A 4858-nucleotide genomic window follows, 5' to 3' on the forward strand; every position below is an offset into this window, starting at 1 on the left:
GCTTATCCAGTGCCGCTATCAAGGATAGAAAGGTCGTCTTCCCGGATCCGCTGCTTCCCAGGATCGTATAAAACTTTCCCAGTTCAAACGACACGCTCACATCATTCAGGATGATCTTTCGTCCATCCCCATCCGGATAAGTAAAATATAAATCTTTCGTTTCTAATACATACATGATTTTCTCCCCTTTTATTTTTTATTTGGAAATAAACCTAAAATTAAAATCACTAACAAAGCAATGATCAAAGCTAATTCAATCGCAATAATTAAAAGCATAATCTCCCTCCTACATCAATACATCCTTAGGTTTCAACCTGATTATATATAAAACCAATACACCACTCACACCGATCATGATCACAAAGCTTATACCATAAATCGCACAAATATATTGTGAATCTATCTCAACTTTGTAGGCTTCCATCATATCCAGCTGAGTTACTTCGCCTTCATGACGCTCACTATATTCAATTTCACTATCCATATCTACCTGTATCTTAATAAATTCATTCGAGATTATTTCTCCCAATTTATTTCCGCTAAATAACGCAAACGTTGTCGCCAGCATGCCCACAAGTACGATTTCACCTGCATACTGTATCAGAATATTTCTCTTTCTTTCTCCCAAGGCCATTAAGATACCGATCTCATGCTTACGATTTCTAAGAAAGAGCATTGAAACCAGACACAACAGCACAACAATCAATACGATGCTTGCCCCCATTGCCACATCTGCCAAAGCTTTCAGATTCTCCACAGGTCCCTGCACATAACGATAATCATCCATCGAAGATTCCATATTGAAAAAGCCATTCGGATAACGATCATCATTTCTGATTTCTTCTTCTAATTGTTCACAGACATCCATACCTTTCACATCAATAGAGATTTCCTCATAAACAATATTTGGAAACTGTGTACGGATATTATCAAAATTTCTTGAAAGAAATACCTCTTTATCTTCCTGGGAATGTGCCTCCAAAACTTGCTGTTGAGCCTCATAAAGCTGATCAAGTGCATGATTGGAAACGATTGTATCTCCTGTCCAAGAAGAATGATAATAATCTTTCTTTAATTCCTTATCCCGATAAACCCCAATCACCTCAAAAGTAAACTCAGGACCGGCTACAATTTCAGGTACAGGGCCAAAACTTTCCTCTGCAATCACATAATCCTTTAACTGAACCGTATAGAAATCTCCCACATGATACTCATTCCAATAATCCTCTACGACGATCTTAGGAATCTCACTATCTAAATCTTCCTGCGTATAGTTCCTACCCTCAATGATCTTATAATCATATGGCAGGTTTTCAACTGTTGATATTCCCGTAAATGTATCTCCCACCATTTTGTAGTCACCCTCTTCAGTTTCAACAAAATATTTCAAATTGAATGTACGTATCGGAAATATCTGATTCACACTTTCATGATCTTGCAATTCATCGACCAATTCACCAAATTTCATGAGTTTATCATGTGTAATGCTCGTATTTGTCTGTTTGATCTGAATGGTTGATGTCACTTGACGACGAATTTCTTTGCTGACATTATCACAAGAGAAATTGATAGAAATAGAAGCAAATAAAATATTACCTAATATAAACACAATCAAAAACATGATCACTGATTGTGCCGGTCTTCGACAGATTGATAAAATGATTCGTTTTAAAGTCCTCATCTCATTCACCTCTCTTTTCTTTAATTTTATTCTACACGAATTTGTAAGCGTTAGCAATATTTTGGTAAATATTTTCATACATTTTTATATTACATTTGGGATATTTGCATCTCCCCTCCCCTTATGTTAAGATAGAAAGCACGCAAAAGGAGGATATATGGAAATACAAAAACTCATTCTTCATATCATGGATACCCAGCAAAACATCTTTGTACCCAGTGATCAGGAAATAGAAAAAATCAATGAAGATATCTACCCACATATTGAAAGCAAGCTCAAAAAGATCTTTAACAGTCAAAATAGAAAAGAAGCGCATTTTGTCAACAGTCCTGTTGAACAATGGATCTTTGACTATAAGACAAATCACAATGACTTTGTAAAGCTGTCTGTACAGATTGCCCATCATATCTTTGAAGAAAAAAGAAAATGGAATCTTTTTCAAACCAGTGATTTTATCTTTGCGGAGGTCAAGCATGAAGATATCCGTTACTTGGTAGGTATTGATAATGTTAATTTTTCAAAGCTTACACATGCTACTCACAGCGATGACGCTCAGATTCAAAATGATTTTGTATTATATAAGACTCTTTTTTCAAGCAACATCATGAAAGAAGATAAAATTTTTATCGTGGAATATGCCACTTCCCATTTACAACTGATCGAAAATCCCTATATCTTTCAAACGACCAAACGCTATGTATTGGAAGATATCCTTTCCTGTAAAGCAAAACCCAGCTACAAAGAAGTAATGTCGGCAATCAGCCAGTGCGTAGAAAATCTTACGACTAAATATCATCTCGATGAGCTCAAAACGATCCCTGCTTTAAAAACAGCTGTCAAAGAAAGTATCGAAGAAGGAAGTCAGATAGAAACGAATGAAATTGCGGAATTATTATTTGAAAATCCGATCGCACAAAGCGAATTTAAAGACGAGATGAAAAAACAGGGGATTGAAGAAACGGTCAGTGTAGAAAACATAAAATTAAGCAAACAGCAGAAGACCCAGAAGATTAAAACAGATAATGGTATTGAAATTACGATTCCTGTTGATTTTATGAACAGCAGGGAATTTGTTGAATTTGTCAATGAACAGGATGGAACAATTTCAATCCGTTTAAAGAACATTCAATCGATCATCAGCAAATAAATATATAAATCAATGAAAAAAAATCATGAGGGTATTTGATTTTGGATTTGTCAAGAAAAGTGTGTAAATAAATTATTAAAAAACAAATTTAAATTTTTCTCAATGCGTTGAGGGAATAAAGGATTTACCTTTAGCTGATTGAGAACATGGGGCCAATTTCGAATAAGTTCTTTGCATCTTAAATACAAGAGTTTAAAAAGGGCGTTTTCATTTGGAAATGCACCTTTTTTTGTAATCTTTCGGAAACTTGAATGAATGGAATCGATCGCATTGGTTGTGTACATGATTCGTTGGACATTGCTTCCATAATCATATAATTGTTCCACAAATTTATAATTCTTTTTCCAAACCTCTACGGCATTTGGATATGACTCCCATGTTTTACTGAATATTTCAAATGCTGAATTGGTTGTTTTTAAATTGACTGCCCCGTATATTTACTTTAAATCTTATACAAATTTTTTATGTTCCTTCTGGGAACATACTTGATCGAATTACGAATTAAATGAACAATGCAGCGCTGTACGACAGCTTTAGGAAAGATAGCTTTTGCGCCTTCCTCCAATTCTCTGACGTCATCCGTTGAAATGAAGAATACATCTTCCATTCCTCGGGATACCCCCATTCAAATCATATCCTAAAATCGTATAGACGGCAGATTCTTTCGCTTCATAGCCATTTCTAAGTGTCTAGATGGTGTCCCATTTCTCCTTGAAACAGTCCTTCAAAGATAGGACCAAATAATTCTATCAGAGCTTCATTTGTATCTTCTGCTGTTTTGAGTTAAATTGTTTGATGATTTCTTGTGCGAGTGCAACAGTCTTGGAATCTCTTTTTTTTTGCCATATCTGTCATTTCCTTTTCTTCCTTCTATTTTGCCAAAGACATTATAAAAACTGCATAAGTTAAGCGGTACGTTTTTAACTTACACAGTTTAGTTTACACTATCTTGATTTTCTTTCTTTTTTAATAACTAAATGATCAATTATTCTTTAACATTCAACATCTTAGAATACTGTTCATATTCACTTTCAGGAACATTTAATAACTTCATAGCTTCCTGTAAATTAATTTTCATATTCTCCATCAAAGAACATAAAGATGAACAAATCCCTTGTTCGATTCCTTGTTCAATACCCTGTTCGATTCCTTGTTCGATTCCTTGTTCAATACCCTGTTCAATTCCTTGTTCAATTCCCTGTTCAATTCCTCTTTTCAAACCTTTTTCCATGTATTTCTGTTCTAGATAAACGCTATAATCACACATCTCTTCTACCTCCTCTTCAAGGCTTTCTGTCAATTCAAAATCATATTTCCTCAGTTCCTCTTTTTTCTTTGCCACCGTCATGCCTTCATCAAGCAATATTCTTAACACATTGGATGAAACCGATTCGTTCTCCTTATATCCTAAGTATAGCACAATGATTTCCTGTTTATCAAAATATTTCTCATCTTCACATACATTTCCTAAAACATGTTCCTCTCTCATCCGATATCGATTAATGCTTCCCTGCTTATACAAGGGTGCATTAAACACGATCCAGATTGATACCACCTTGACGATATCGTCATATTGTCCATGATCAAATAGTTTCCCTATCTGCATGGAAATATTTCTACTGGTATAGTAGTTCCCTCTACTAAGTACATGACTTTTTCCTTTTAAAATGCCCTGTGCTTCAAGATTGATAATCATAGCAATCTTTCCATGATCCTGTGGTAAAGAGGCATAGACAAGAGAATCAAAATAAATACTTCTGTAATCTTCGTTGTTTTCGTTTCGGTGCCCCGAAGTCATACGACTATGTAAGGGTACATCTCCCTGAGGTTTGATACATTGTTCAATTTCATTCAAAGAATAAGGATTATATTCTTCAATAAGCTCCTTCATGAGGATAGAGAGAACGGTTTTTTCTCTTAGGATCATCTTGATAATTTGATCTAAAGGAATTTTATCTTTTTTAATTTGCATTAAATACCTCCTACTATTCTATATGCACTAAAATGACAAAATTCCCAAAAATATTTAA

The 4858-nt window shown here is 34.6% G+C and carries 4 protein-coding genes and 1 pseudogene; 1 reads left to right on the forward strand and 4 read right to left on the reverse strand.

The window, feature by feature from the left end; all coding sequences use genetic code 11:
* Both Q0K35_RS04100 and Q0K35_RS04105 read right to left on the reverse strand, forming a co-directional pair.
* Window positions 1-175 (reverse strand): ATP-binding cassette domain-containing protein (locus tag Q0K35_RS04100; protein ID WP_294561407.1); only part of this gene is annotated, 175 nt, incomplete at its 3' end.
* Between the two features lie 111 nt (window positions 176-286).
* Window positions 287-1681, reverse strand: a complete 1395-nt coding sequence (locus Q0K35_RS04105) for an ABC transporter permease (protein WP_294561404.1) — start codon at window positions 1679-1681, stop codon at window positions 287-289.
* A gap of 157 nt (window positions 1682-1838) precedes the next feature.
* Here Q0K35_RS04105 and Q0K35_RS04110 point away from each other — a divergent pair, with 157 nt between their 5' ends.
* Window positions 1839-2828 (forward strand): nucleoid-associated protein, encoded by a 990-nt coding sequence (locus Q0K35_RS04110; protein WP_294561405.1) that lies wholly within the window; start codon window positions 1839-1841, stop codon window positions 2826-2828.
* A gap of 50 nt (window positions 2829-2878) precedes the next feature.
* Here the strand turns inward: Q0K35_RS04110 and Q0K35_RS04115 are convergent.
* Window positions 2879-3517, reverse strand: a pseudogene (locus tag Q0K35_RS04115) (transposase); the annotation flags it as partial.
* Window positions 3518-3813: 296 nt separating this feature from the next.
* A complete protein-coding gene (locus Q0K35_RS04120) occupies window positions 3814-4800 on the reverse strand; it encodes a hypothetical protein (RefSeq protein ID WP_294561406.1) in 987 nt (328 codons plus the stop codon).
* Window positions 4801-4858: the final 58 nt, after the last annotated feature.

Origin of the sequence: uncultured Traorella sp. (assembly GCF_944327115.1) — a bacterium.
In the GTDB taxonomy this organism is placed as follows: domain Bacteria; phylum Bacillota_I; class Bacilli_A; order Erysipelotrichales; family Erysipelotrichaceae; genus Traorella.